Below are 26228 nucleotides of genomic sequence, written 5' to 3' on the forward strand. Positions count from 1 at the left end.
CCGAAGTGCAAGTATGGTTAAGCCGCGTCGACCAGGACGATTTCGGCGTCGTTGACGGCGGTGACCGTAATGGTCGCCTCGTCACTGATGGCCGCGCCGTCGCGGGCGTTCAGGACCACGCCGTTGACCTCGACCTGACCCACCGCCGGGACCAGATAGCCGCGACGGGTGGCGCCCAGCGGATAGGTCGCGCTCTCACCGGCCTTCAGGGTCGCCGCGACCAGACGGGCGTCGGTGCGGATCGGCAGGGCGTCGGCATCGCTTTCGAAACCGGAGGCGAGGACCACGAACTGGCCGGACCGGTCACCCTTGGGGAAGGGCTTGGCGCCCCAGCTGGGTTTCTCGCCGCGCTTGGTCGGCTCGATCCAGATCTGGAACAGGGTCGTCGTGCCTGGCTCGGCGTTGTACTCGGCGTGGCGGATGCCGGTGCCGGCGCTCATCACCTGGACGTCGCCCGCCTCGGTGCGGCCCTTGTTGCCCAGGCTGTCCTCGTGGGTGATCGCCCCCTCGCGGACATAGGTGATGATCTCCATGTCCGCGTGCGGATGAGGCGGAAAGCCCGAACCGGCGGCGATCTCGTCATCGTTCCAGACGCGCAGGTTGCCCCAGCTCATCCGGCCGGGATCGTAGTAGTTGGCGAAGGAGAAATGGTGTTTGGCGTTCAGCCAGCCATGGTTGGCGCCGCCCAGGCTTTCGAACGGTCTGCGCTCGATCATCTTAGTCTCTCCGGCCGCGGGACGTCCCGCAGCGCTGTTGCTCGGACGGTAACATAGGGAGGCCGGAGAGAACTGCAACAGATGTGGTGACGAATAATGCGGACACCCTCTCCCCTTGCGGGAGAGGGTGGCGACGCATGAGCGCGCAGCGATCGTTCTGGCGCCGGCGGGTGAGGGGTTTAGAGGACCTGACTGGTTGAGCCGGTGCGACCCCTCACCCGATCGCGCCAGGACGGATGCTGGCGCATCCGTGCGCGATCTCTCTCTCCCACAAGGGGAGAGGGAGACTGAGCGACTACCGACCGATGTCGTAGGTCCCGGTGATGTCGATCCGGACCGTCATCTCGCCGGCCGAGACCGGGGTCGAGGCGCCGGCGTCGGCGGACATGCGGGCGAAGGCCATGACCGGCATCGGCGGCTGGGGCGTGTAGCCGCCGCCTTCGTTCAGCGAGCGGACCGACCCCAGTTCGACGCCCAGGGCCTGGGCGTAGAGACGCGCCTTGTCCTGAAGCGCGCGGACGGCCAGGACGCGGGCCTGATCCTCGGCGGCCTTGGGATCCTTCAGGCCGAAGGAGATGCCGTTGATCTGGTTGACCCCGGCGCCGACCACGGCGTCGGCCGTCGTGCCGACCTTGGTCAGGTCGTTGATGATGACCGTGACCTGGTTCGAGGCCTGGTAGCCGCGCAGGCGGGGCGGCTGGTCGTTCTGGTAGTCGTACTGGGCCGACAGGTTCAGGCCGGAGGTCTGGATGTCGCGTTCGGCGATGCCGGCGCGACGCAGGGCGGCGAAGACCTGGGTCATGCGCGTGGCGTTGTCGGCCATGGCGGCCTGGGCGGTCGGGGCCTCGGTCTGGACGCCGAAGGTGATTGTGGCCATGTCGGGCGCGACCTTGACCTCGCCATAGGCCGAGAGGTTGAGGGCGGGCTGGGCGGCCATGGCGTGCACCTGCATCGGGTTGGTGGGAGACGACTGGGCGAAGGCGGCGGGCGCGGCGACGAACGTCAGCGCGGTGGCCGTCATCAGGGCCTTGAAGGTGCGGGTCATGGGAAGGTCCTCATCGAGAAGCGAAACGGTGACGGCCAACGTTCTCTGCGCGAGCCGTGGCCGAACCTTGGCCCTGAACGCCTGAACGGCGGGGCGGATGCGGTTTGCAGAAACCGTTCATCGACGTGAAATCGCAGACAGGTCGGACGGACCTTTGACCTTTCGCCGCCGCCCCTGCTAGGCCGGGCGACTGCCGACGTTCGCGCGTTCCGGGGGCCCGTAGCTCAATGGTTAGAGCCGACCGCTCATAACGGTCTGGTTGGGGGTTCGAGTCCCTCCGGGCCTACCATCCTCCGACAAAGAGAAACGGCCCGGCTCCTGTGACAGGAACCGGGCCGTCGGGGCGCATCCGGGGGGAGTGCATGCGCCCGGTCGGGATGGCGTCAGAAGCGGAAGGCCGCCGTGACGCGGAAGGAATGCAGTTCGATCGAATCGCTGGACCTGATCTGGTTCGTACCCTGAGGATTGACGATCAGGAACGGGTTGGTCGCCGGCGCCGTGCCCGGGCCGGTGCGGACCACCAGGGCGTCGTTCACATCCAGGTCCGAATAGAGATACTCCACGCCCACGGTGAAGCGGTCGGTCAGTTTCTTCTCCAGGCCGCCGCCGATCTGGAAGCCGTCGGCGTCGGTGTCGCGGCTGGTCGGGGTGAAGCTGTTGGCGGTGTTGGACGTCGAATAGGTCTCGTCCACCTGGGCTCTTGCATAGCCGGCGGTAACGTAGGGCAGCCAGGTGTCCATGGCGTAGCCGAGACGGGCGCGGATGGCCGCGACGGAGGTCATTTCGCGCTGGAAGGTGTAGCTGGCCGGGGTGGTCGAGAAGCCGGTGACGGCGTCCTTGACGTTGGTCGAACTCCATTCACCCACGACGCCGAGAACCCAGCCGCCAGAGGCGTGCATGTCATAACCGGCGCGCACGCCCCACTCGCCCGCGCCGTCATCGTCGCCGGAGCAGCCGGCGCCGGCGTTGTTGCCGTTCGCCGTGCCGCCGCAGAAGCCCGGAGAGAAGGCGTCGACCCCGGCGCCGGTCCGGACCGTGTCGTTGTAGGTCCCGTCCAGATTGGTGTCGAACAGGATGCGTTCGCCGTCGTCCCCGGACGATTTCAGATAGCCGGCCTGGCCGCCGATATAGAAGCCGGACCAGTCCTGGGCGGCGGCCGGCATGGCGACGACGGAGAGTGCGGCGACGCTGGTCGCGGCGACTAAGGTCTTGATCATCCGGAGTTTCCTTCCCTGGCCGCGGATCGGCCTGTTGGAGGTAACTACGCATTAGTCCCGTTTTAGACGCATCACGGCCCAGCTTTTGTCGCAGGTGCGACAACCCGCCGCTATCGACGCCAGCGGTCGTCGCCCCGGCTGCTGCTGTCGTCGATGTAGCGGCCGTTGGAATCGTACCAGCCGTAGCCCTGCTGGAAGCGTCCGTAGTTGTCCGGCATGTAGGAATAGGGACTGTAGGGGTCGCCGTAGGCGCCGTCCATCTCGTCCCACCAGTCGCGCGGATAGGGGCTGAACTGGCAGTCGTAACCCTGATCCGGACGCTGATACCATTGCGGGGCGTAGCGGTCGCGGTAGCGCGGCTCCCAGCGCGGGCGGCACAGCTGGTCCGACCAGACGCGGTTGCCGGACGCATCCAGATTGGAGCGATAGTCGCGCTGGAAGACCTCACGCACGCCGACGAAGGTGTTGTTGCGGACGATGGCGCGGCCCGATACGGCGACGCCCACGGCCTGGGCCCGGATGCGGCTGTCGGTCAGGGTCAGTTCGCCGTTGTAGACGATGGCGCCCCGGTCGGCCCGGCAGATCTTGGAGTTGGAGACGTTGAGGGACGCGCCCTCGACCGCCACGCCTTCGGAGAAGCCGCAGATCTTGGTGTTGGTGACGTCCACCCGGCCGAGCTCGCGGCGCGAACGAACCAGAAGGCCGATGGAGCGCGGACCGAAGCCGTTGTTCACGTCGGCGCCGGTGATGGTGGTGGAATCGATGCGCGACGGCTGGCCCGAGCCGCCGGTCAGGATCTCGATGCCCGACTGGGAGCCCGTGATGACCGCCTCCCACGTCGTCAGGGTCGCACCGTCGGCGTGGATGGCGGGGGAGATGGTGCGGGCGTCGATGATGGTGTCGCGCAGATCGACCTCGCCGCCGTCGGCGTAGATGGCCGCCTCGTCGCCCGCGTGGCGAATGGCCAGGCGGTTGGCGACGACCGAGCCGCCGTAGCTGACGATACAGGCCGCGTCCCCGCCGTGCGGCGAGCTGAGGACGATGTCGCGCAGCTCAAGCCGCACGCCGGAGGAAACGGTGATGCAGGGCATGCCGTCCGGCGCCTGGAGCACGGCGGGCGTGGTCTCGTTCCAGCGGCGCGGATCGAAGCCGCCCTCGCCGATGATGGTCATGGGCTTGTCGACGTTCAGCCAGCCGACGCAGGCCCCGGCCCGCGCGCGGATGACCAGTGTGCCGCCGGGGCGGACGCGCATGACCGCGTTCTCGACCGCGCCCGTGCCCGGATTGCCGCCGCAGTCGACCAGGACGACCTCCTCGCCGCCCGGATGGATCGGACCGCCGTACGGGGGCTGATAGCCGGGGCGCCAGTCGGGGCGGTGGGTCCCGTAGTTCCAGCGGCGCGGCTGGCGCTGGGGCCGGGCGCGGCTGGCGGGCGGATCAAGCAGCAGGCCGAAGTTCGGACGGGTCTGGCTTTCGACCCGGGCGGCGGTCTGGGCCTCGGCCTCCGGCGCGGCGAACGTCAGGCCGGCCACGACCGCCAGGGCGGAGAGGGTCACGGTGAGCGTCTTCATCGGTCCAGCCCTCCTTAGCGGCGCTGCGAACGGGAAACCTGGGCGAGGACCGCCTGCAGGCGAGAGGCCGAGGGGCCGAAGCCGGCCAGGGCGGAATCGATCCGGGCCGCGACCGCCTGGGCCTTGTCCTGATCCGCCACCCCGGCGACGCCGAGGGCGAAGTATGTCGAGACGGCGAACTTGGCCTCGGGGCTGCCCTGCTTGTCGGCCTGGGAGTACCAGTGGAAGGCGCGGGCGTAGTCGGCGGGGACGCCGATGCCTTCGGAATACATGACGGCCAGGACCAGCTGGGCCTCGGACGAGCCGTTCACCGCCGCCAGCTGGATGGCGCGAACCATCTCCAGATACGACAGACGCGATTCCATGTTGTGGCCGAGCATGGCCTCCAGCGACTGGATCTGGCGGGCCGAGAGCTTGTTGGGGGCGTCGACCACCTCCTCCGTCACGCCGAGGTAGCGCAGGGCGCGGCCGACGTGGACGAAGGGCAGTTCGGTCATGCGGCCCAGCGCATATTCATAGGCGTCGCCGCGCGGACGGCTCTCGTCCGAGAAGGGCACACCCGAGGCCGGGGCCTCGTTGGGATAGAATTCGAACGGCGGGACCCACTGGCGGGCCTTGGCCTCGACGAAGGCGCCGTAGCGCGACCGGCCGGGCGAGGAGCGCTCGAAGTCCTTGAGCAGGACATAGGCCCCGACGTCGCCCGTCTGAACCGCCAGGTAGTTGTAGAGGTAGGCGTCGACGTCGTTGCGGGGGAAGAGGCTGACGGCGGCGTAGTAGCCGGCGCGACGGCGATCCGGCTGACCCGAGGGATTGCGGCCCCAGGCCTCGCGCGCCTGGGGGTTATCCTGGGGCTCGCCGAACGGGCCGTAGAGGGCGTCGTGCAGACGGGCCAGGGCGCGGAAGCCCTCGGCGTCCTGGGTCGACAGGACATAGATGATGCGGTTCCGGACCTCGGACTGCTCTTCCATCGTCATGCGCGAGAGCTGGTCGTCGAGGCGGCGATAGGCGACGTGGCGTTCCCAGGCCCGGCAGTCGTCGTAGCGCGAGACGTTACGCAGGCCGCCGAACAGGCCGCCGCGATCCGCCCGGTTGATCGGGGCGTAGCCTTCGTCATTGGCGAGGGCGAGGCCGGTCCAGACCGCGCTCTCGATCGGGTCCTCGATATTCTTGTCGGTGGCGCGCTGGGCGGCGTAGCGCGAGCCGAGCTCCAGCTGGGCGAAGAAGTCGCCGCGGAAGGCCGCGCGACGCAGCTGGCGCAGGCCCGCCTCCTGGGCGTTGAACTCCGACCCCGTCACGGACTGGGGACGCGGACAGGCGTTGGCGGCGGCGTTGTCGCTGCGCCGCCAGAAGGCGACGCCCGGATCGCTGCAGCTGGCCACGGCGCCGGCGGTGACGGCCAGGGCGACGATCACCGCGACGGCGGTTATGGGACCTCTGAGGCGAGCCCCGCGCGCGCGTTCGTCGTCGATGCCGTCGCGGTCGCGCATGCCCCTCACCCCGTTCCCCACTCAGCCCGACTGCGGCCTGGCGTTAACCATTTCCCAAACCGGCGGTTTGGTCCAGTGAACTTCCGAACATGGTTAACGCCGGTTTGCGACAAAGCGTTGCCGCAAGATGGCCGGAATCTGTCCCGGCCAAGCTTAATCCACAGAAAACAGCGGTTTATGCCTGTCGAGCGAAGCCTCCCTCGCGCTTCTGGGCCCTGCGGCCTATATGCCGCGCTCGCCCGCCAAAGTGTCTGGAGCCCCTGATGTCCTACGTCGCCCGCGACGACCGCCCCGCCGACAAGGCCGCCCGCTATGCCGAGGTCGAGGCCGAGATTCTGGCCGTGCTGGACGGCGAGACCAATGTGACGGCGCGGATGGCGACGGTGTCCTCCATGCTGGCGGACGCGTTCGAGGACTATTTCTGGACCGGCTTCTACGTGGTCGATCCGGCGAAGGAGCGGGAGCTGGTGGTCGGTCCCTATCAGGGGACGCTGGGCTGTCTGCGAATCGCCTTCGGGCGCGGGGTCTGCGGGACGGCGGCCGAGACTGGCCAGACCCAGATCGTCGAGGACGTGCACGCCTTCCCCGGCCACATCGCCTGCGACGGACGGTCCGAGAGCGAGATCGTGGTCCCGGTGGTGGACGGCGCGGGCCGGCTGATCGCGGTGTTCGACGTGGACGCGACGCGCAAGGCCGCCTTCGACGGCGTGGACGCCGAGGCGCTGGAAGGGTTGTTGGGGAAGGTATTCGGGTAGTCGACCCTCTCCCCTTGCGGGAGAGGGAGGCGGCGCACGAGCGCGAAGCGATCGTCCTTGCGCCGGCGGGCGAGGGGTTTGGCCGCCCTCACCTTTCAAGCCCGCGTCACCCCTCACCCGATCGCGCCAGAACGGATGCTGACGCATCCGTGCGCGATCTCCCTCTCCCGCAAGGGGAGAGGGGCGCTATAGAGACACCATGCGCATCGGGATCGATTTCGGCGGGACAAAGATCGAGGCCATCGGGCTGGACGCCGAGGGCGCGGTCCTGGCCCGGAAGCGGGTGCTCAATCCCGGCGCCTATGACGACGCCATCGGGGCGGTCGCGGACCTGGTCGCCTTCATCGAGGGCGAGACCGGGCGAACAGGCTCCATCGGCATGGGGACGCCGGGATCGCAGTCGCCGCGCACCGGGCTGATGCGGAACTCCAACTCCGTCTATTTGAACGGGCGGACGTTCGGGGCCGATCTGGAGGCGCGGCTGGGACGGCCGGTGCGTCTGGCCAATGACGCCAACTGTCTGGCCCTGTCGGAAGCGACGGACGGGGCGGCGGCGGGCGCCAAGGCGGCCTTCGCCATCATCATCGGCACGGGCTGCGGCGGCGGGCTGGTCGTGGATGGAAAGCTGGTCGAGGGCGTCGGCGGGGTGGCGGCCGAGATCGGCCACATCGGCCTGCCCTGGGCGACGGCGGAGGAAGCGCCGGGGCCGGAATGCTGGTGCGGGCTGCGCGGCTGTCTGGAGGAATGGGTCTCGGGCTCGGGCCTGCAACGCGATCACCGGGCGCGGACCGGACAGGCGCTGGATGCGCCGGCCATCGTCGCGGCGGCGCGGGCCGGCGAGGCGGCCTCGGTCGAGAGCCTGGACCGCTATGTCGACCGGCTGGGTCGAGCCATCGCCATGATCACCAACATGGTCGATCCGGACGTCGTCGTCCTGGGCGGCGGCATGTCGAACGTGGGCGAGCTGTACGAGCGGCTGCCCGCCGTGGTGGAGCGCCACGCCTTCTCGGATAGCTGGGAGGGGCGGATCGTGCCGGCGGTCTGGGGCGATGCGTCCGGCGTACGCGGCGCGGCGCGGCTGTGGCCGCTGGATGAAGTTCAAGGAGATCCGTCATGACCCACCGCACCCTCGTCGTCACCGGCGGCCACGGCATCCTAGGCAAGGCCGTCGTCGAGGCCGCCCTGGCCAGGGGGCTGAACGTCGCCCTGATTGACCATGCCAAGGGCGAGGCGGCGCCCGACGGGGCGCTGGAGATCGGCGGGGTGGACCTGACCGACGCCAAGGCTGCCGAGGCGGCCATCGCCCAGGTCGTGGCGGCGTTCGGCGGCGTCGATGCGCTTCTAAACATCGCGGGCGGCTTCGTCTGGCAGACGACGGACGACGAGACGCCCGCCTGGGACAAGATGTTCGCACTGAACCTGACCACGGCGCTCAACGCCAGCCGAGCCGCCCTGCCCCATCTGAAGGCTTCGGCCGAGGGGCGGATCGTCAATGTGGGGGCGAACGGCGCGCTGAAGGCGGCGGCGGGGATGGGCGCCTACGCCGCGTCCAAGTCGGCGGTGCATCGTCTGACCGAGGCCTTGGCGGAGGAGACCAAGGACACGTCCGTGACCGTCAACGCCGTCCTGCCCTCGATCCTGGACACCGAGCAGAACCGGAAGGACATGCCGGACGCCGATCCGTCCAAATGGGTTCAGCCGAGCGATCTGGCCGAGGTCATGCTGTTCCTGGCCTCGCCCGAGGCGCGGGCGATCACCGGGGCCCTGCTGCCCGTCACCGGTCGCGTCTGAGATGGAGGTTCCGCGCAGCCTTCTGTTCCTGCCCGCCTCCAATGCGCGCGCCATAGAGAAGGCGCGGACGCTAGGCTGCGATCTGGCGGTGCTGGACCTGGAGGACGCGGTCGCTCCGGAGATGAAGGCCGAGGCCCGGGCGGCGGCGGCGGCGGCGGTCAAGGCCGGCGGGTTCAGGGGCGCGGTCGCGGTGCGGGTCAATGCGCTGGGCACAGAATGGGGCGAAGCGGATCTGGCGGCGCTGGAGGGTTTGCCGGTCGACTGGATCGTCGCGCCCAAGGTCGAAGAGCCGGGCCTGATCGACGCCTATGACGCCCGGATGGACGAGGGCGTGCGGCTGTGCGCCATGATCGAGACGCCTCTGGCCCTGATGCATATGAACGCCATCGCCGGTGCGGGCGGGCCTCTGAGAGCGCTGATGCTGGGGGTCAACGATCTGGCGGCGTCGCTGGGGACCGGCCCGTCGAAGGACCGCGAGCCGCTGAAACCCTGGCTGGCGGCGACGGTCGTGGCGGCGCGGGCCCACGGACTGGCGGCCATCGACGGGGTGTTCAACGGGCTGAGCGATCCGGAAGGACTGGCGGCCGAGTGCGCGCAGGGCCGGCTGTACGGGTTCGACGGCAAGAGCCTGATCCATCCGAATCAGATCGAGGCGGCCCATGCGGCCTTTTCCCCGACGCCGGACGAGATCGCCGAGGCCCAAGCCATCGTGGACGCCTTCGCTGCTCCGGAGGCGGACGGATTGGGCGTGATCCGCGTCGCCGGCGCCATGGTCGAGCGACTTCATCTGCTGCGGGCCGAGGCCCTGCTGGCGCGCGCCCGTTGAAGCCGATAAGGCGATAGCCAAGCTCGGCGAAAGCGTAACGGTTGCAACACCCTGTCCCTCTCAGCACTGACGCGCGCGGCGAACAGCCCCGGCGGGCATGGGTGTGTTCTCCGGGCATTCTGGAAACCCCGTTCCTCAAGACCTTCCTGCCCGAGCTGGAGCTGAAGGCCAGCCCGTTCGCGACGGTGGATTCGGTCGTCGGCTGGGGGCTGAAGGACACGTCGCGGGTCGGACGGTCGCGGGCCAAGAGCCGGAACCTGCTCTATCTGGCGCTCGAGGACGGGTTCCTGCGCTCCATCGGCCTGGGCGAGACGGGTGCTGCCTCCCTGAGCCTGATCGTGGACGACATCGGGGTCTATTATGACGCGACGCGACCCTCGCGGCTGGAACGGCTGATCGAGACAGCCCCGGACTGGTGCGACGCGGCCTTTCACGCGCGGGCGGGCGCCCTGATCGACCGGATCGTGGCCTCCGGCCTGTCGAAGACGAACATGGGCGGGCCGCTGGACCGGTCGATCCTGAAGCCCGGCAAACGCATCCTTCTGGTCGACCAGACGGACGGCGACGCCTCCATCGGCAACGGGCTGGCGGGGCCGGAGAGCTTCGCCCGCATGGTGCGGACGGCCAAGGCCGAGCATCCCGACGCCCAGTTGATCGTCAAACGGCACCCGGCCGTGGCGGCGGGCAAGAAGAAGGGCTGTATCGCCGATGCGGACCTGTCGGGCGTCACCCTGCTGGACGCCGACGTGCGGCCGGCCGAACTGCTGGCCGAGGTGAGCGAGGTCTGGTGCGTGACCTCGGCGCTCGGGTTCGAGGCCCTGTTGCGCCGGTTGCCGGTCCGCTGTTTCGGAGCGCCCTTCTACTCCGGCTGGGGGCTGACGACGGACGAGGTCCAGACGGGTCGGCGCGGGGTCGCGCGCGATCTGGAGACCGTGGCCGCCGCCGCCCTGATCGCCTATCCGCGCTACGTCGATCCGGTCACGGGCCGGCGGTGCGAGGCCGAGACTGCGGTGGAGCGGCTGATCTCGCTGCGCGACCGGGCCGAACGGTTGGGCGGCTATTGGGCGGGGGTCGGCTTCTCGCCGGCCAAGCGTCCGCCGATCCGGCGGCTGCTGAACGGTCCGCGCACGACGATGAAGTATTTCGCCTCGGCCAGCCGGGCGGCGGCCAAGGCCGAGACCCTGAAGGGACGGCTGATCTACTGGGCCGGCAAGGAGACCCCGGAGATCGCGGGCGTCGCCGAAACCACCACCGCCCCGGTGGTGCGGATGGAAGACGGGTTCATCCGCTCGCGCGGACTGGGGTCGGACTTCTTCGGGGCGCTCAGCGTCGCCCTGGACGACCAGGGGGTCTATTACGACCCTACCCGGCCCTCGCGGCTGGAGAGTTTGATCGAGAGGGGCGCGCAGTCGGCGGAAATGCTGGCGCGGGCGGCGGCTCTGAGGACCCGCGTCGTCGAGGCGGGGCTTTCGAAATACAATCTGGCGGCCGGTCAGGCGCGGCCGGACTGGCCCGCCGATCGGCAAAAGGTGCTGGTCGTCGGTCAGGTCGAGAACGACAAGTCGATCCTGAAAGGCTGCGGCGACATCCGCACCAACTCCGGGCTGGTGAAGGCGGCGCGGGCGGACTTTCCGGATGCGTACCTGATCTATCGCAACCACCCCGACGTCATGAGCGGCAACCGGCCGGGCATGCTGGACGGGGCGGCGATGGCGGAGGTCGATGCGACGGCCGACGATTTCGACATCATCGACTGTCTGGAGGCCTGCGACGTGCTGGCGACCCTGACGTCGCTGTCGGGCTTCGAGGCCCTGCTGCGGGGCAAGACGGTCGCCGTCTATGGCCGGCCGTTCTACGGCGGGTGGGGGCTGACGCAGGATCGTATGACGTTCGAGCGCAGGACGCGGCGGGTGACGCTGGACGCCGTCGTGGCCGCCGCGCTGATCGAATATCCGATCTATGTCACGCCGGAAGGCTGGCCCTGCGAGGCCGAGGATCTGGTCGCCGCCCTAATCGCCGCCCGCGACGAACCGCCGCCCGCGGCGCCGTCCAACCAGGTCGCGCGTTGGTGGAAGGGCATCCGCGCCAGTCTCGACCAGCGCCCGCCACCGGCCTATTGAAGCCATAGACGAGTACCAAACGAGAGGACGCGAAACGTCCCTCAAGTAGCGAGGCGCCGCGCGCCAAGCGATAGGGACCAACGAAGTTGCCACACGCCGTCATCGCCGCCACCGGCCTGTTCACCCCGGAACAGTCGATTTCCAACGCCGAACTGGTTCAGGCCTACAACACCTGGGCCGAGCGCTGGAACGAGGCGCACGCCCAGCAGATCACCGAGGGGGACGTCGCCGCCCTGACGCCGTCGTCGGTCGAGTTCATCGAGAAGGCGTCCGGCATCAAGAGCCGGTTCGTGCTGGACAAGGCGGGCATCCTGAATCCGGACCGGATGGCGCCGAACCTCCCGGAACGGTCGAACGAGGAACTGTCGATCATGGCCGAGATGGCCGTGAAGGCGGCGCGTCAAGCGATCGAAGCCTGGGGCAAGCCGGTCTCGGAAATCGGCGCGGTCCTGTGCGCCGCGTCCAATATGCCCCGCCCCTACCCGGCCCTGGCGGTCGAGATCCAGCAGGCGCTGGGCATCGAGGGCTTCGGCTTCGACATGAACGTGGCCTGTTCCTCGGCCACCTTCGGCATCAAGACGGCGGCGGACTTCATCGCCTCGGGCTCGGTCAAGGCCGTCTTGATGGTGAACCCGGAGATCTGTTCGGCCCACCTGAACTTCACCGACCGGGACAGCCACTTCATCTTCGGCGACGTCTGCACGGCCGTGATCGTGGAGAGCTCCGAGACGGCGGGACCCGGCGGCTGGGACGTTCTGGGGACGCGGCTGAAGACGGTCTTCTCCAACAACATCCGCAACAATTTCGGCTTCCTGAACCGCTGGGCGCTGGAGACCGGCGAGGTAGCGAGCACGGAGCGCCTTGCCCCCGGCGAGCAGGACGACAAGCTGTTCATCCAGCAGGGCCGCAAGGTCTTCAAGGACGTGGTGCCGTTGGTGTCCGACATGATCGTGGATCACGCGGGCGACCTGGGTATCGAGCCCACCGGCCTGAAGCGGATGTGGCTGCACCAGGCCAACATCAACATGAACCAGATGATCGGCCGGAAGGTCCTGGGTCGCGACCCGGAGCCGCAAGAGAACGTCATCATCCTGGACGAATACGCCAACACCTCCTCGGCCGGTTCGGTCATCGCCTTCCACCTGCATCAGGACGGGTTCGAGGCGGGCGAGACGGGCCTGATCTGCAGCTTTGGCGCGGGCTATTCGGCGGGGACGGTCTTCGTTCGCAAACGGTGACGTTCACAAATAGATGACCCGTCGAACGTCGGCATAGCTTGCGCCTGTCACATCATTCTGAGAGGACTGTGGCATCCAAGACACCGATGCCACGGAGAGTCCGGATTGAGCCAGACGCCCGCAAAGCCCAGTTTCCTGGAGTCCATCGCCCGCGATGTGGCCATGGTGCTGAAATCGCTCGGCGGTTCAGCCCATCAGGATACGGTCATCGATTGCGTCGCGGCGCTGCATCGCACGCGCGGCGAGCCGGTCGCCCATGACCTGGGTCAGGCGATCGTCCAAGCCTTCGAAGAGTTTTCGGAGTGGTTCACCCGGCCGTTCGGCGACGGGTCGAAACGCTGGGCGCTGATCGCCGAGCCGACCTGAGGATTGCCCCGCCCGCGATGCGGACGGGGCTCCATCTCAAGCTTTCTTAGAAGCGACGGACGTAGCTGACGCCATAGGTGTCGGCTTCACCGCCATTGTCGCGGAAGTCGCGGCGGGTCCAGTCGGCGCGGATGCCGTTCTGGGCGTCGAGGTAGTAGTTGCCGCCCAGGCCGTAGTTGAAGCTTTCGCCATCACCCTCGGCCGAGACGCCGGCGCCGCTGGTCTTGATCTTGGTGGTGCCGTAGCCGAGGCGGCCGAACAGTTCGAAGTTCGGGCTGACCGGCAGGACGCCCACGCCGTAGACGGCGGCGTCGTATTGGTGCTCGACCTTCACGTTGGCGCCGGCGACGTTGAAGTCGTCATCGCGCACGCCGACCGAGCCTTCGCCTTCCACGGCGAAGTTGGGCGACAGGCGGGCGCCGACGCGGCCCGTGATCGCGCCCAGGTCCGTGCGACCGGCGTCGAGGTGGGTGTAGCCGCCCGTGCCGTACCACTGCGGGTTCGAAACGGTCTGAGCCATGGCGGGAACGGCCATCAGAGAAAGAGCGGCGGTCGCGAGAAGAATGTTACGCATAGTTTCTATTTAACTCCTAGATGCGAGGCAAAATGACCTCGGCCCCATCCAGCGAGTGCTCAACTATGTCGTCTGGCGATAGGTTCAATGACCGGATGATTACATAACACCAACTGTGCGTCGTAAAGCACAGACGTCGTTATAGAACCGCCAAGCTGCCACATTTACTCCACAACTGACAACAATGTGGCGGCCATTGCGTTCAGCGGCGCGGCGATGCCGTGCTGTTCGCCCAGGCGGGCGATGACGCCGTTGCGGGCGTCCCACTCCATCGGACGGCCCGCCAGACGGTCTCCGAGCAGGGAGTTGACCGAGTCCGGGGCCGAGGCGCGGGTGCGTTCGACGACCCAGTCGGGAACCTCGTCGCCCAGCTTCGCCCCGACGGCGCGACCGACCAGAACGCATTCGCGGACCATGGCCCGCATCAGGTCCTCCACGCCCTCCTCCCGCACCACGCCCGCAGGCAGGCGGGTCAGGGCGTTGACCGCGCCGACGCAGTTGAGGCTGAGCTTGGTCCAGGCGGCGGTGGTGAAGTCCTCGGTGGTGGAGGCGACCAGGGCCTCGTCCACGAACAGGGCGCAGAAGGCCTCGCCCGCCGGGCCGGCCGGGGCGGTGATCGTACCGTTGCGACGGTGGCGAATGCGGCCGGGCGCGTCGCGTTCGGCCGGGATGTCGACGATGACGGGGACGATGCGGTCGGCGTCGAGGAAGGGGCTGAACCGCTCGACGTGCTCCACGCCGTTCTGGAGGACGGCGACGCGGGTCTCTGGACCCAGGAGCGGCTTCAGCCAGGCTGAGGCGGCGGCGACGTCATAGGCCTTGGTGGCGACCAGGACCCAGTCGACGGGGGCGGCGATCTGCGCCGGGTCGGTGACGACGCGGGGGCTGGCCTGGATCAGGCGGCCGTCGGGGGCGACGACCTCCAGCCGATCAAGGGGGGTGCGGGCGCACAGGGTCACGGCGCCGACCGAGGGGCTGTGCGACAGCCAGGCGGCGACCGTGCCGCCGATGGCGCCGGGGCCGACGACGGCGATGGAGACGTTCGTCACTGTCCCTTCTCCCCTTGCGGGAGAAGGTGGCCGAGCGCAGCGAGGTCGGATGAGGGGTGAAACTCCGTGGAAGGGGTGAGGGTCTGCTCGACCGATAGCATTTGCATCTTCGTACCCCTCATCCGTCGGGCTTCGCCCGCCACCTTCTCCCGCAAGGGGAGAAGGGACGTTTTTACCGATCCTTCTCTCTCGCCTCGCCGCCCCGGCTCACCAGCGCGGCCTGGGCCGCCGCCAGACGGGCGATCGGCACGCGGTAGGGGGAGCAACTGACGTAGGCCAGGCCGACCTCTTCGCAGAAGGCGATCGAAGCGGGGTCGCCGCCGTGTTCGCCGCAGATGCCCATCTTGATGTCGGGACGGACCGCCCCGCCCCGCTCGGCGGCGATGCGGATCAGGTCGCCGACGCCGTCCTGGTCCAGGCGGACGAAGGGATCGGTCTCGAAGATGCCCTTGTCCATATAGGCCTGCAGGAAGCGGCCGGAGTCGTCGCGCGAGATGCCGAAAGTCGTCTGGGTCAGGTCGTTGGTGCCGAAGGAGAAGAACTCGGCGTGTTCGGCCAGGTCGCCCGCACGGAGCGCGGCGCGCGGCAGTTCGATCATGGTGCCGACCAGATAGTCGACGCTGTCGCCGGCCTTGGCGAAGACGTCCCTGGCCGTGCGGTCGGTCAGTTCGCGGAGGTATTTCATCTCCAGACCCAGGGCGACCAGGGGGTGCATGATCTCCGGGATCGGGGCGGTGCCGGTCGTCTTCTTGACGTCCAGGGCGGCTTCCAGAACGGCGCGGACCTGCATTTCGTAGATCTCGGGATAGGCGACGCCAAGGCGGCAGCCGCGGTGGCCGAGCATCGGATTGGTCTCGTGCAGTTCCTTGGCCCGGCGCTTCAGCTTGGCGGCGTCGATGCCCGACACGCTGGCCAGGGCGTCGATGTCCTCGTCCGTGTGCGGGATGAACTCGTGCAGGGGCGGGTCGAGCAGGCGCACCGTGACCGGCAGGCCGGCCATGATGGTGAACAGCTCGACGAAGTCCGACTTCTGGAACGGTTCGATCTTGGCGAGGGCCAGACGGCGGCCGGCCTCGTCGTCGGCCAGGATCATCTCGCGCACGGCCGCGATCCGGGTGTCGTCGAAGAACATGTGCTCGGTGCGGCAGAGGCCGATGCCCTCGGCGCCGAAGCCGCGCGCGGTCTTGGCGTCCAGCGGGGTCTCGGCGTTAGCGCGGACCTTCAGGCGGCGCACGCCGTCGGCCCAGCCCATCAGGGTCTGGAAATCGCCGGTCAGCTCCGGCTCGATCATCGGCACGGCGCCGTCGAGGACTTCGCCCTTCGACCCGTCGATGGTGATGACCTCGCCCGCCTTGAAGGTGCGACCGCGTGCGGTGAAGGTCTGGGCGTGCTCGTCGATGTGGATTTCGCCGGCGCCGGAGACGCAGGGACGGCCCATGCCGCGCGCCACGACGGCCGCGTGGCTGGTCATGCCGCCGCGCGCCGTGACGATGCCGCGCGCCGCGTGCATGCCGTGGATGTCCTCGGGCGAGGTCTCCTCGCGGACCAGGATGACGGCGTCGCCCAGCTGGTTCAGGCGCTCGGCCTCGTCGGCGTCGAAACAGATCTTGCCGGTGGCGGCGCCGGGGCTGGCCGGCAGACCGGCGGCCACGACGTTGCGGGTCGCGTTGGGGTCCAGGGTCGGGTGCAGCAGTTGGTCCAGCGCTGAGGGCTCGACGCGGCTGATGGCCTCTTCCTGGGAGATGACGCCCTCGGCGGCCAGGTCGACGGCGACCTTCAGCGCCGACTTGGCGGTGCGCTTGCCGTTACGGGTCTGGAGCATCCAGAGCCGGCCCTGTTCGACCGTGAACTCGATGTCCTGCATGTCGCGGTAGTGGCTCTCCAGCTTGCCGACGACGTCGACGAACTGGGCGAAGACCTCGGGCATCGCCTCTTCCATCGAGGGGGCGGTCTCGCCCATCTCCTCGCGGCCCTCTTTCGTCAGGGACTGGGGCGTGCGGATGCCGGCGACGACGTCCTCGCCCTGGGCGTTGATCAGGAACTCGCCGTAGAGCTTGGCCTCGCCGGTCGAGGGGTTGCGGGTGAAGGCCACGCCCGTGGCCGAGGTCTCGCCCATGTTGCCGAAGACCATCGACTGGATGTTCACGGCCGTACCCCAGCTCTCGGGGATGTCGTGCATACGGCGATAGAATTTGGCCCGGTCGTTCATCCAGCTGGCGAAGACGGCCGAGACGGCGCCCCACAGCTGTTCGTTGGGATCCTGGGGGAAGGGCCGGCCCAGTTCGCGCTCGACCACGGTCTTGTATTCGGCGACGACCTTTTCCCAGTCGGAGGCCGAGAGATCGGTGTCGACGGTGACGCCCAGACGATCCTTGTGGTCGTCCAGAACCTCTTCGAAGTCGTCGTGCGACAGGCCCAGCACCACGTTGGAATACATGGTGATGAAGCGGCGGTAGCTGTCGAAGGCGAAGCGGCGGTCGCCGGACAGTTTGGCCAGACCCTCGACCGTCTCGTCGTTGAGGCCGAGATTCAGGACCGTGTCCATCATGCCCGGCATGGAGGCGCGGGCGCCCGAGCGGACCGAGACCAGAAGCGGATTGGCCGAATCGCCGAAGGTCTTGCCGACGATGCCCTCGACCGTCTTCAGACCGGCGGCGACCTGTTCGGCGAGGTCCGCCGGATAGGTGTTGCCGTTCGAGAAATAGTGGACGCAGGCCTCGGTCGTGATGGTGAAGCCGGGCGGCACGGGCAGACCCAGCCGGGCCATCTCGGCCAGGTTCGCGCCCTTGCCGCCGAGAAGGTTCTTCATCGACGCCTCGCCGTCGGCGGACCCGCCGCCGAAGCCGTACACCCAGTTGGTCATCGGTAGTCCCCTGAAGCCGTGTCGTGATCGGCGGATTGGCCCCGCTCGCGTGCGGCCCTGACTACAATGCTGCGAACGCGAAGGCGACCCCGTGGTGAAACAATGGGTGATGGGTTGTTTCAGACCCGAACGACCGCATCCGGACTCCAAAACACCGTCCGAAGCGTCCGAAGAGTCCGAAGCGTTCGGCTTGGTCCGAGGGCGTGGAGACATCGGACGAGTATGGGGGCGTTCTGGGAGACGTTAAGAATAAAGCTGACTGGCGGGGTGGAAGCTTTGTTTTGGTTGAGGAAATCGGGCTGGACTTTGCCAACTTCGACCGCTTGGGGGTTTATAGATCGTCCCAAGTCTCCTCCCGGTCCGAAGGATGGGGAGGTGGCTCGGAGCGAAGCGGAGAGACGGAGGGGTTCTTTGCCGCAGCAAGGCGCGGTCAGCAGGGCGAGGGTTCAACGGTGCGCGCTGACGCCGCCCGAAGCGCGGCTGTGGGTCTATCTGCGCGGGCGCAGGATCGCGGGATTGAAGTTCTGTCGGCAGCACCCGGTCGGCCCCCATGTTCTCGACTTCTATTGCGCCGAGGCGAAGCTGGCGGTCGAGGTCGATGGTCGGCAGCACAGCGATGCGGACCGCGAAGGACATGACCGGCTGCGAAGCGATTGGCTGGCGGCGCAGGGGATCGCCGTACTGCGGATCCCGGCCGAGCATGTGCGCACAAGCCTGGACGGCGTTCTCGCCTGGATCGAGACGAAGGCCGAAGAGCGAGTGCGCGGCTAAGAGCCCCTCCACCGCTTCGCGGTCCCCCTCCCCATCGCCAAGTGGCGACGGGGAGGAGACGCGGATACATCGTCTCCTCCCTGCGCGAAGCGTGGGGAGGGGGATCCGGAGCGTAGCGGAGAGACGGAGGGGTTCTTTATCCCGCAACCAGTCCGAAGTCGGCGACCTGACCCATCACCGCCCGCACCTGACCCAGCAGTTTCAGCCGGTTCTCACGCTCCTCGGCCACGTCGGAGTTGACCAGGACGTCGGTGAAGAAGGCGTCCACCGGCGCGCGAAGGGCGGCAAGGGCCGTCATGGCGGCGGCGAAGTCCTCGGCCTCCAGCGCGGTCTCGACGGCGGTCGAGGCGGCGGCGGCGGCCATGGCGAGCGTCGTCTCGGCGGCGGGCTGGTTGGCGAGGCCGGTGGCCACGGCGCCGGTCGGGATCGGGCCCTTCTTCTCCTCGGCCTTGAGGATGTTGGAGGCGCGTTTGTAGCCGGCGAGCAGGTTGGCCCCGTCGTCGGTGGCCAGGAAGGCGTCCAGCGCCTCCACCCGCCGCACGATGCGGACGAGGTCGTCGTCGCCGAGTGCGAAGACGGCGTCCACGAGGTCGTGGCGCTTGCCCTGATCGCGCAGGAGGACCTTCAGGCGGTCGGCGAAGAAGGCGACGACTTCACCATCGACCGAGAGCTTGTCGACAGCGCGCTCGATCTTCGAGAGACCGGCGAGGGTCGCGCTGACAGCATCGCTGGACAGACCGATGCGCGCCTCGTTGTCCAAGATCAGACGAATGACCCCCAGCGCCGCCCGCCTCAGAGCGAACGGATCCTTCGAGCCGGTGGGCTTTTCGTCGATGGCGAAGAAGCCGACGAGGGTATCGAGCTTGTCGGCCAGGGCGACGGCGACCGTCAGGGGGGCGGTCGGGACGGTGTCGGCGGGACCTTGCGGCTTGTAGTGGTCGCGGATGGCGTCGGCGACGGCGTCGTCCAGCCCGAAGGCGCGGGCGTAGTAGCCGCCCATGACGCCCTGAAGCTCCGGGAACTCCCCGACCATGCCCGAGGCCAGGTCGGCCTTGGCGAGGCGGGCGGCCTTTTCGGCCTGATCGGCGTCGGCGCCGACCAGGGGGGCGATCTCGCGGGCCAGGGCGGCGATGCGGTCGACCCGCTCGGCCATCGTGCCCAGCTTGGCGTGGAAGGTGACGCCGCTGAGTTTCTCCAGCCAGGCGTCGAAGCCGACCTTCTGGTCCTCGTCCCAGAAGAAGCGGGCGTCGTTCAGGCGGGCGGAGAGGACGCGGCTGTTGCCGGCGGCCAGGGCCACGCCGCCGTCGGAGGCCTCGACATTGGCGACGACGATGAAGTTCGGGGCCAGCTTGCCGGTCTGCGGGTCGCGGACGGCGAAGTATTTCTGATGCACCTTCATCGACAGGCGCACCACCTCGGGCGGCAGGTCGAGGAACTGCGGGTCCATGTCGCCCAGGATCGGGGTGGGCCATTCGGCGAGGCCGGCGACCTCGTCCAGCAGACCGTCGTCATCGACCAGGGCCAGCCCCTTGGCGGAACAGGCGGCCTTGGCGGCCTCCAGGATCTTCAGCTTGCGGTCGGCGACGTCGAGGACGACGTAGTTCGCCTCGAGCTGCTTCCGGTAGTCGGCGAAGTCGCGGATCTTCAGCGGGCGCTTCGCGCCCATGAAGCGGTGCCCCTCGGTCGTGTCGCCGCTGACGATCTGGCCGTCAGGCGAGCCGTCGGCGATGGCGAAATCCACCACCTTGCCGTCGAACAGGCAGAGGATCCGCTTCAGCGGGCGCACCCAGCGGAGCGTCGCGTCGGCCCAGCGCATCGACTTGGGCCAGGGGAAGTCGCGGATGACGCCCTCGACCATGCCGGGGATGACCGAGGTGGTCTCGACGCCCTTCTGGTCGATCACGGCGAACAGGACGCCGTCGCGCTCGGTCAGTTGATCGCGGGTCAGGCCGGTCTTGCGCAGGAAGCCTTCCAGCGCCTGTTCCGGGGCGTTGGCGCGCGGGCCCTTCAGCTCTTCGGAGCGGTCCGGCGTCGCGGTCGGCAGGCCGTCGATGACCAGCGTCAGACGGCGCGGCCCGGCGTAGGTCGTCAGGGCGTCCCAGGTCAGGCCGGCGGCCTTCAGGCGCTCCGACGCCATGCGTTCCAGATCGCGCGCGGCGCCCGCCTGCATGCGGGCGGGGATCTCTTCGGAGAACAGTTCGAGGAGGAGTTGGGGCATCAGACTTCGCTAGAGTCCTTCCCCTCGAGGGGGAAGGGTTGGGATGGGGTGGAGGCAGAGGAGGCGCCGGGAGGCACGAAGACTCCGACAGCCTTGGAGATGTCGTCGATGACGGCGTCGAGGTCGATCTCGACGCGCTTCGAGGGGATGCGGATGACGCGATAGCCCTGAGCCATCAGCCAGTGGTCGCGCTTCAGATCACGCAGGGCGACGTCGGTGCGGTCGTGAACGCCACCGTCCACCTCGACGACCAGCTTGGCCGAGTGGCAGGCGAAATCGACGACGTAAGGACCGATGGGGGCCTCACGGCGGAAATGCGGGTCGAGGTCGCGGAGGCGGGTCCAGAGTTTGGCTTCGGTGTAGGTCGGGTCGGCCCGAAGCCTTCGCGCGCGAGCGACGCCGCCCGCCCTGATCTTGGGCGTGCGGGCGAAACGGTCCACCAATGGAAAGCCCTCCCCTGGAGGGGGAGGGTTGGGTGGGGTGGAGGCAGAGGCGCCGGGGGGACTCACGTTCATCCGGTCTTGAGACGGTGAAGTCAGACCTGAGTCTTCGGGGGAACCGGCGCCGTTCGTGCCTCCACCCCATCCCCGGCCCTTCCCCCTCGAGGGGAAGGGCGTAGTCACGCGGACTTCCTTTCCTGCTCCACGTAGGCGAGGGCGCAGGCTTTGCAGAGGTCGCGGATGCGGCCGATGTAGCTCTGGCGTTCGGCGACGGCGATGGCGCCGCGGGCGTCCATCAGGTTGAACAGGTGGCTCGCCTTCAGGACCTGGTCGTAGGCGGGCAGGACGAGCGGCTGGCCCTGGGGCCCGGTCATGGCGAGCAGACGGGCGCTCTCGCGCTCCATGTCCTCGAAGCGGCGCTTCAGGCCGTCGACGTCATAGCCGTGGAAGTTGGCTTCCGACTGCTGGCGTTCGTTCTCCAGGAAGACCTCGCCGTAGGTCAGGCCGTCGTTGTTGAACTTGAGGTCGTAGACGTTGTCGACGCCCTGGACGTACATGGCCAGGCGTTCCAGGCCGTAGGTCAGCTCGCCGGAGACGACGTCGCATTCGATGCCGCCGACGCCCTGGAAATAGGTGAACTGGGTCACCTCCATGCCGTCGCACCAGACCTCCCAGCCCAGACCCCAGGCGCCGACGGTGGGGTTTTCCCAGTCGTCCTCGACGAAGCGGATGTCGTGCAGCGCCGGGTCGATGCCGATGGCGCGCAGCGAGCCGAGATAGAGGTCCTGAAGGTCCGCCGGGTTCGGCTTCAGGATGACCTGAAACTGGTAGTAATGCTGGAGCCGGTTGGGGTTCTCGCCATAGCGGCCGTCGCCGGGGCGGCGGCTGGGCTGGACGTAGGCGGCCTTCCAAGGCTTGGTCCCGAGCGCGCGCAGCACGGTGGCGGGGTGCAGGGTGCCGGCGCCGACCTGTTCGTCATACGGCTGCAGCAGGGCGCAGCCCCGGTCGCCCCAGTATTTCTGAAGGGTCAGGATCAGGTCCTGGAAGGAGAGCACGCCGTCAGGCGCCTTGAACGGTGTGGCCACGGGGAGGTCTTCGGGCAGGAGGCAAAGAGAAAGGCGGCGGACCCTAGAACCCGCCGCCTCTCAACTCAACACGCGTAGGCCGGATTAGCCCTGCGGCGTCGGCGTCGGAGCCGGGGTTTCCGTCTCGTCGGCGTCCTCGTCATCGACCTGGCCGTCGGTCGGGTTGGGGACGGTCGGCGAGGCGACGGCCGTAGTGGTCGCGGCCGGCTGACCGTTCGGGGCGTTCAGGCCGGTCGGCGCAGGACGGGTCGTGGCCGTGGGCGCGGTCGGCGAGGCGGTCGTCGGCGAGGCGACGGCCGGGGCGGTCGGAGCCGGGGTCGCGGCCGGAGCGGCCGGGGTGGTCGGCGGCGGGGCGACGGCGCCCTCGTCGGTGGCGCTGTCGGCGTCCATGACGTCGTCGGTCGCCGCGGTGTCCGGGGTCATGGCGTCATCGGCCGGCGGGGGCGCCTCGACGGTGTTGTCGGCCGGAGGCGTGGCGGCCGGGGTCTCGGTCGCGGCCGGGGCGGCCTCCTCGGCGTCGCCCGAAGCGACCAGGGAGGTGGCGGGGTTCAGCACGCGGTCGATGATGAAGATGGAGCCGTTGCCGGCGTCCACATCGGCCGTGGTCACGGTGGCGTTGTCGACCTTGATGGCGTCGCCGGTGCCGTCCAGCTGGACCTCGGTGGTGGCGGCGGTCTGGACGCCGCCCTTGGCGCCTTCGATCTGGCTCGACTGAACGTCGGCGACGACGACGTGGTACAGCAGGACCTGACGCAGTTCATTGACGTTGGTGGGGTCCAGCAGGCGGGTGCGGTCGGCCTCGGACAAGGCGGCGAAGGCCGCGTCGGTCGGGGCGAAGATCGAGACGGCCGGCTGGGTGCTGAGCGTCTCGGTCAGCTGGGCGGCGTCGAGCGCGCCCAGCAGGGTCGTGAACTGGCCGTTGGCGCGCAGGACGTCGATGACGTTGCCCTGGGCGACGGCGGCGGCCGGAGCCGGGGTCGCGGCCTGGGCCGGAGCGGGCGTGGCGACGGGCGCCGGAGCCGGGCCCTGGATCGGCTCTTCGGTCGCGACCGGCGGGGTGGCGGGGGCGACCGGCGCGGCCGGGGTCGCGATCTGGGCGAAGGCGGAACCGGCGGCGAACAGGGCGACAGCGGCGGTCGCGGTCAGAAGACGGGTGCGAAGCATGACAGTATCCTTGTGAAATCGGGAGGGGCCGCCGGAGGCATCGGCTCGCGGCCCGTTACGCAGTGTTACGAAGCCAATGAAAAGCTTTCACACGGCACAGGTTCCACAAGGCGAGATTATTTGTCGCGCTCCGGCACAGCTCTGAGTGTTCTCAAGGACAAGCGTCGCCGTGCGGCGTTACTTGATTCTATTGCACCGCTTTGGCGCGATCTTCGCCGAACATCGTCTGTTCGACCCACCAATTGCTGTGACGTTCGCGCAGGTTGGCGGCGGCCGCCTGGGCCGAGGCCGCGTCGTCGAACAGGCCGAAGACGGTCGCGCCTGAGCCCGACATCCGGGTCAGACGGGCGCCGGTCGCCGCGACGGCCGACAGGGCCTCGCCGATGGCGGGCGCCAGAGAGACGGCCGGCGCCTGGAGATCGTTCCTCTGGCGGGCCAGCCAGTCGATGACCTGGGGGGCCGACCAGTAGGCGGGCGGGACGGGCCGGTCGGCCAGACGCTCCGTGCCATCGTCATAGGCGCGATAGACGGCGCCTGTCGGCGACGGGCGGCCCGGATTTGCGAGGACGGCGTGGAGCGGCGGCAGGGCCGGCTCGAACGACAGCCGGTCGCCGATCCCCTCGGCCCAGGCGGATCGCATGGCCAGGCACATGGGGCCGTCCGCCCCGACGGTGCGCGACAGGTCGGCGAGGCGGTCCTCGCCGAGGTCCAGCCCCAGGGCGGCGTCGGCCAGACGCAGGGCCGCCCCGGCGTCCGACGACCCGCCGCCGAGACCGGCGGCGATGGGCAAACGCTTGTCCAGGGTGACCGCCAGAGCCGGTTCGCCGATCCCGGCCGCGTCTCCCAGCGCACGAAGGGCCCTCAGGATCAGATTGTCCCCCTCCCCCGCCAGCGGCTTGCCGAAGGGGCCGGCGACGGTCAGGGACAGGCGGTCGGACGGGGCGACCGTGACGATGTCCCCGACGTCGGCGAAGGCCACGAGGCTGGCCAGCGGATGGTATCCGTCCGCGTCGAGCGGCCCGACGTGCAGGAACAGATTGACCTTGGCGCGGGCGACGGCGGTGAGCGTCGTCAGAGCGCCAGCCCCTCGGTCAGCTTGCGTTCGACCTCGGCGCGGCGTTCGTCGTCGGGGTCGAGGGTCAGGACGCGGTTCCACTGGAAGCCCGCCTCGCGGCGACGCCCGACCTGCCAGTAGGCGTCGCCCAGATGGTCGTTGATCTCGGCGTTGGCCGGCTCCTTTGCCACGGCCTGTTCCAGGGTCTCCACGGCGGTGTCGAACTGGCCCTGGCGGTACTGGGCCCAGCCGAGGCTGTCCTGGATGTTGCCGTTCGTGGGATCGGCGGCGTGGGCGCGGGCGATCATCTCGGCCCCCTCGGCGACGCGGGCGCCCGAGTCGACCCAGAGGTAGCCGAGGTAGTTGAGGTAGGTCGGATCGTTCGGCTCCGCCTGCAGGGCGGCCCAGAGCTGGGCCTCCGCCTCGGGAACACGGTTCAGCGACTCATAGGCCGCGCCGCGCATGAAGCGGACGTTGGCGGCCTGGTTCTCCGTGTCGAGCAGCGGGCCGTTCAGCAGGACAAGCGCGTCGTCGTAGCGATTCAGTTGCAGCAGATGGCCGGCGGTGATCAGGGCGATGCGCGGATCGGTGGGCGCGGCCTCGCGGGCGGCCTCGAAGGCGGTCAGGGCCTGATCCTGATCCCCGGCCTCGGCCAGGCTGAGGCCCACCATCACCTGGGCGCTGGCGTAGAGACGCGGATCGGTGCGCGGCACGGAGCCCAGGACGGCGCGCGAGGTGGCGTCCAGATTGGCCTGGGCCAGGGTCTGGCCCAGCAGGAAGATGGTCTCGGGGTCGCGCTGAAGGTTCAGGGACAGGCGCAGATAGACGACGGCGAACTCGTTGGCGCCTTCGCTTCCGACCTGGCGGGCGGCGACGATCAGAGCGCGGGCGGCGCCGTCGCGATAGTTGCTGAGGGCCGGCGGACGGGTGCGGCTCTCGACCCGGCTCTTGGCCGAGACGATGGCGGGGTCCTGCGAGCCCGCCGCCAGGGTCGAATCGTAGAAGGCCAGGGCCTCGTCCCGCTTGCCGCGACGCTCCAGGAACTCGCCGTAGGCGGCGCGGAACAGGGGGGCGGCGCGGGCGTCGAAGGCCAGGTCGTGAAGCTCAGCCTCGGCCTCGTCGAAGCGGCGGCGATGCTCCAGCAGCTGGGCGTGGTGATAGCGGCCGAACAGGACGGTGATCGGATCGCCGCTGGGATTGGGTTCGGCCAGGGCCGTATCCCAGTCCCCGGCGGCGGCGGCGATCCACGGCCCGATCAGGGCCGCGGCGCGGGCGTGGGGGGCCAGGACCGGGCGGGCCTTCAGCGCGTCGTTGGCCGCCTTCGCATCGCCGGAGACGAAGGTCTGGACCACCGAGACCAGGGCGCCGGCCTCGGCGATGACCGGGGCGGCGGTGGCGGCATCGGGGGCGATCCGGGCCGCGATGTCGAGGTCGCCGGCCAGCAGGGCGGAGGTGAAGGCCTGATCGCGGACGGTCGGCTGTTCGGGGGTCAGGCTCTCGACCGCGCTCAGGTAGGCGGCCCCCTGTTCGGCCTGGCCGCGCGCGAGGGCGGAACGACCGGTCAGGTAGAGGCCGTAGGCCGTGCGGCCCTGGCCGTCGCGGGGCGAGGGCGACCAGACGCGCGGGATGGGTTCGATGGTCGGGGCGGCGGTCTGGGCGCCCTCCCCCACCACGATCAGGGGCGGCGGCGCGACGGAGGGCGCCGAGACCGGTGGTTCCGGAATGATGTCCTGGATGCGCGGCGCGGGATCGACGACCGGCGGCGCCTCCTGGGCGAAGGCGGGCGCCGCCGTCAGGGCGGTGAAGGCGACGAGGATCGAACGGAGGGAGGCGTGACGCATGCGCCGACATTCACCGGCTTATGCGGCCGGGACAAGG

22 protein-coding genes and 1 tRNA gene are annotated in these 26228 nt (G+C 69.0%); 9 read left to right on the plus strand and 14 right to left on the minus strand.

Translation table 11 applies throughout. The features are described from left to right. Positions 1–17 precede the first annotated feature (17 nt). On the minus strand, positions 18–716 hold the full coding sequence (locus tag ACETK8_RS16655) for a pirin family protein (RefSeq protein ID WP_374036941.1): 699 nt from the start codon (positions 714–716) through the stop codon (positions 18–20). Positions 717–1011: 295 nt separating this feature from the next. Further along, positions 1012–1761, minus strand: coding sequence for an SIMPL domain-containing protein (locus tag ACETK8_RS16660; RefSeq protein WP_374036942.1), 750 nt, complete (start codon positions 1759–1761; stop codon positions 1012–1014). A gap of 213 nt (positions 1762–1974) precedes the next feature. On the opposite strand from ACETK8_RS16660, the gene ACETK8_RS16665 reads away from it, so the two are divergent. After that, positions 1975–2050, plus strand: a tRNA-Ile gene (locus tag ACETK8_RS16665). 94 nt (positions 2051–2144) lie between these two features. On the opposite strand, the gene ACETK8_RS16670 is transcribed toward ACETK8_RS16665, so the two are convergent. The 3 genes from ACETK8_RS16670 to ACETK8_RS16680 all read right to left on the minus strand — a co-directional run bounded on the left by ACETK8_RS16670 (position 2145) and on the right by ACETK8_RS16680 (position 6036). Further along, positions 2145–2978 (minus strand): outer membrane protein, encoded by an 834-nt coding sequence (locus ACETK8_RS16670; RefSeq protein WP_374036943.1) that lies wholly within the window; start codon positions 2976–2978, stop codon positions 2145–2147. A 110-nt stretch (positions 2979–3088) separates the two neighbouring features. Further along, a complete protein-coding gene (locus tag ACETK8_RS16675) occupies positions 3089–4549 on the minus strand; it encodes a hypothetical protein (protein ID WP_374036944.1) in 1461 nt (486 codons plus the stop codon). A gap of 14 nt (positions 4550–4563) precedes the next feature. Next, positions 4564–6036: a tetratricopeptide repeat protein gene (locus ACETK8_RS16680; protein ID WP_374036945.1), complete on the minus strand. Its 1473-nt coding sequence runs from the start codon at positions 6034–6036 to the stop codon at positions 4564–4566. Positions 6037–6299: 263 nt separating this feature from the next. On the opposite strand from ACETK8_RS16680, the gene ACETK8_RS16685 reads away from it, so the two are divergent. The 7 genes from ACETK8_RS16685 (at position 6300) to ACETK8_RS16715 (ending at position 13132) form a co-directional block, all read left to right on the plus strand. After that, a complete protein-coding gene (locus tag ACETK8_RS16685) occupies positions 6300–6791 on the plus strand; it encodes a GAF domain-containing protein (protein WP_374036946.1) in 492 nt (163 codons plus the stop codon). A 199-nt stretch (positions 6792–6990) separates the two neighbouring features. Beyond that, positions 6991–7908: an ROK family protein gene (locus ACETK8_RS16690; protein WP_374036947.1), complete on the plus strand. Its 918-nt coding sequence runs from the start codon at positions 6991–6993 to the stop codon at positions 7906–7908. Beyond that, positions 7905–8582 (plus strand): SDR family NAD(P)-dependent oxidoreductase, encoded by a 678-nt coding sequence (locus ACETK8_RS16695; protein ID WP_374036948.1) that lies wholly within the window; start codon positions 7905–7907, stop codon positions 8580–8582. The genes ACETK8_RS16690 and ACETK8_RS16695 overlap by 4 nt, the downstream gene beginning before the upstream one ends. Before the next feature lies 1 nt (position 8583). Continuing rightward, complete coding sequence (locus tag ACETK8_RS16700) at positions 8584–9408, plus strand: HpcH/HpaI aldolase/citrate lyase family protein (RefSeq protein WP_374036949.1); 825 nt, start codon at positions 8584–8586, stop codon at positions 9406–9408. A gap of 101 nt (positions 9409–9509) precedes the next feature. Next, a complete protein-coding gene (locus ACETK8_RS16705) occupies positions 9510–11528 on the plus strand; it encodes a capsular polysaccharide biosynthesis protein (RefSeq protein ID WP_374036950.1) in 2019 nt (672 codons plus the stop codon). A gap of 86 nt (positions 11529–11614) precedes the next feature. After that, on the plus strand, positions 11615–12766 hold the full coding sequence (locus ACETK8_RS16710) for a beta-ketoacyl-ACP synthase III (RefSeq protein WP_374036951.1): 1152 nt from the start codon (positions 11615–11617) through the stop codon (positions 12764–12766). Between the two features lie 105 nt (positions 12767–12871). Next, positions 12872–13132: a hypothetical protein gene (locus ACETK8_RS16715; RefSeq protein WP_374036952.1), complete on the plus strand. Its 261-nt coding sequence runs from the start codon at positions 12872–12874 to the stop codon at positions 13130–13132. Positions 13133–13178: 46 nt separating this feature from the next. Here ACETK8_RS16715 and ACETK8_RS16720 read toward each other — a convergent pair whose 3' ends face one another. The 3 genes from ACETK8_RS16720 to ppdK form a co-directional block, all read right to left on the minus strand. After that, positions 13179–13706, minus strand: coding sequence for a porin family protein (locus ACETK8_RS16720; protein ID WP_374036953.1), 528 nt, complete (start codon positions 13704–13706; stop codon positions 13179–13181). 164 nt (positions 13707–13870) lie between these two features. Continuing rightward, positions 13871–14755 (minus strand): 2-dehydropantoate 2-reductase, encoded by an 885-nt coding sequence (locus tag ACETK8_RS16725; protein ID WP_374036954.1) that lies wholly within the window; start codon positions 14753–14755, stop codon positions 13871–13873. 172 nt (positions 14756–14927) lie between these two features. Then, on the minus strand, positions 14928–17618 hold the full coding sequence (gene ppdK, locus ACETK8_RS16730) for a pyruvate, phosphate dikinase (protein WP_374036955.1): 2691 nt from the start codon (positions 17616–17618) through the stop codon (positions 14928–14930). Between the two features lie 411 nt (positions 17619–18029). Between ppdK and ACETK8_RS16735 the strand changes: the two genes are divergently transcribed. Next, on the plus strand, positions 18030–18389 hold the full coding sequence (locus ACETK8_RS16735; protein ID WP_374036956.1) for an endonuclease domain-containing protein: 360 nt from the start codon (positions 18030–18032) through the stop codon (positions 18387–18389). 136 nt (positions 18390–18525) lie between these two features. Here the strand turns inward: ACETK8_RS16735 and glyS are convergent, their stop codons facing one another. The 6 genes from glyS to ACETK8_RS16765 form a co-directional block, all read right to left on the minus strand. Then, a complete protein-coding gene (gene glyS / locus ACETK8_RS16740) occupies positions 18526–20607 on the minus strand; it encodes a glycine--tRNA ligase subunit beta (RefSeq protein WP_374036957.1) in 2082 nt (693 codons plus the stop codon). Beyond that, positions 20607–21047 carry an endonuclease domain-containing protein gene (locus ACETK8_RS16745; RefSeq protein ID WP_374036958.1) on the minus strand — a complete coding sequence of 147 codons (441 nt, stop codon included), beginning with the start codon at positions 21045–21047 and terminating at the stop codon, positions 20607–20609. The genes glyS and ACETK8_RS16745 overlap by 1 nt, the downstream gene beginning before the upstream one ends. Before the next feature lie 179 nt (positions 21048–21226). Next, positions 21227–22102 (minus strand): glycine--tRNA ligase subunit alpha, encoded by an 876-nt coding sequence (locus ACETK8_RS16750; protein ID WP_374039421.1) that lies wholly within the window; start codon positions 22100–22102, stop codon positions 21227–21229. Between the two features lie 114 nt (positions 22103–22216). Then, positions 22217–23296 carry a fasciclin domain-containing protein gene (locus tag ACETK8_RS16755; RefSeq protein ID WP_374036959.1) on the minus strand — a complete coding sequence of 360 codons (1080 nt, stop codon included), beginning with the start codon at positions 23294–23296 and terminating at the stop codon, positions 22217–22219. Between the two features lie 187 nt (positions 23297–23483). Continuing rightward, positions 23484–24371, minus strand: coding sequence for a 4-(cytidine 5'-diphospho)-2-C-methyl-D-erythritol kinase (locus ACETK8_RS16760; RefSeq protein ID WP_374039422.1), 888 nt, complete (start codon positions 24369–24371; stop codon positions 23484–23486). Then, positions 24368–26191 (minus strand): tetratricopeptide repeat protein, encoded by a 1824-nt coding sequence (locus ACETK8_RS16765; protein ID WP_374036960.1) that lies wholly within the window; start codon positions 26189–26191, stop codon positions 24368–24370. Before ACETK8_RS16765 ends, ACETK8_RS16760 begins: the two co-directional genes overlap by 4 nt. Positions 26192–26228: the final 37 nt, after the last annotated feature.

The sequence above is a fragment of the Brevundimonas staleyi genome, assembly GCF_041893865.1.
Taxonomy (GTDB): Bacteria; Pseudomonadota; Alphaproteobacteria; order Caulobacterales; family Caulobacteraceae; genus Brevundimonas; species Brevundimonas staleyi.